Origin of the sequence: Adlercreutzia sp. ZJ141 (genome assembly GCF_011038965.1) — a bacterium.
Taxonomy (GTDB): Bacteria; Actinomycetota; Coriobacteriia; order Coriobacteriales; family Eggerthellaceae; genus ZJ141.
Genome location: NZ_JAAKEB010000054.1, coordinates 1 through 944, shown reverse-complemented (window position 1 = coordinate 944; position 944 = coordinate 1). Strand labels below are relative to the sequence as shown.

Annotated in this window: 1 protein-coding gene and 1 pseudogene; both read left to right on the top strand. The window is 62.4% G+C overall.

The window, feature by feature from the left end; all coding sequences use genetic code 11:
• Nucleotides 1-253: pseudogene (locus G7Y44_RS10285) on the top strand (hypothetical protein); the annotation flags it as partial.
• A gap of 5 nt (nucleotides 254-258) precedes the next feature.
• Nucleotides 259-944 (top strand): conjugal transfer protein TrbL (locus G7Y44_RS10280; protein WP_241159256.1); only part of this gene is annotated, 686 nt, incomplete at its 3' end.

The following is a 944-nucleotide window of genomic DNA, read 5'->3' as shown; positions in this document are numbered from 1 at the left end:
AAAGGCGCTGTCGTTTTCCGGCGTGACAGACGATCTGAAAGAGGCCATGGGAACAGACGTCGCCAAGGTAGAGGCAGCCGTGTCAGAGCGAGCGGCGGCGGTGTCCCCGAGCGCGACGCGCGCCGTCTGGGACGCCGAGGTGTGGATCGACTACGCCAACGACGTGGCCACGACCACCTTCACGCTCGAAGACGGAGCCGCGACCATGGTGTCGGTCACCCGCAAGGCCGACGGCACCATCGAGGCGCTCTGATCGGCATGCGCACGATCAAGACGCTCACAGATAGCAGAGCCTTCGCCTACGCGTTCGTGGTGACGTTCGCCGCGCTCTGCACGCTGCTCCTTCCAATTCAGCCCGCATGGGCGGCTATAGCAGATGACATCAACGCGTGGCTTTGCGGGGTGCTGCGCGACTGGTGCAACTGGATCTTCGGCGCGCAGACTGACGTGTTGAGGTCGATCGGCGCGCAAGGCGTGCTCTCGGCACCTTTTAAGACCATGCTCGCGAGCGCGGGCGACATCTCCATGTATGACATTGCGCACGGCGTGTGGCAGGTCGCCATCGTGCCGATCGGCACCGGGGCCTTAGGACTTGTGTTCACCTTGAAGCTCATCGAGATATCGCAGCGCATGGACGGCAACCAGAGCCTGCCTGGAGTCAAGGAGGTCGTGTTCCTGCTCGTCTTCTTCGCAGTCTTCCTCTTCCTTATCCAAAACTCGTTTGACCTCATGGCGGCGATCTACGAGGTCGTGGGGCTTGCCATCGACCGCGTGGAGGCGCTCTTCGGAACGGGAGGCGCGCTCGATATGGCAGCAGTGTCGGTCGTTACCGCAGATGATGACCTCTCAGCACTTCTTGCCCTGCTCGTCGTGGCCGTCATAAGCTGGCTTGTGGTGCTCATCGCCTACATCGTCGCGCTCGTCGTCTGCTGGGCGCGTGCCAT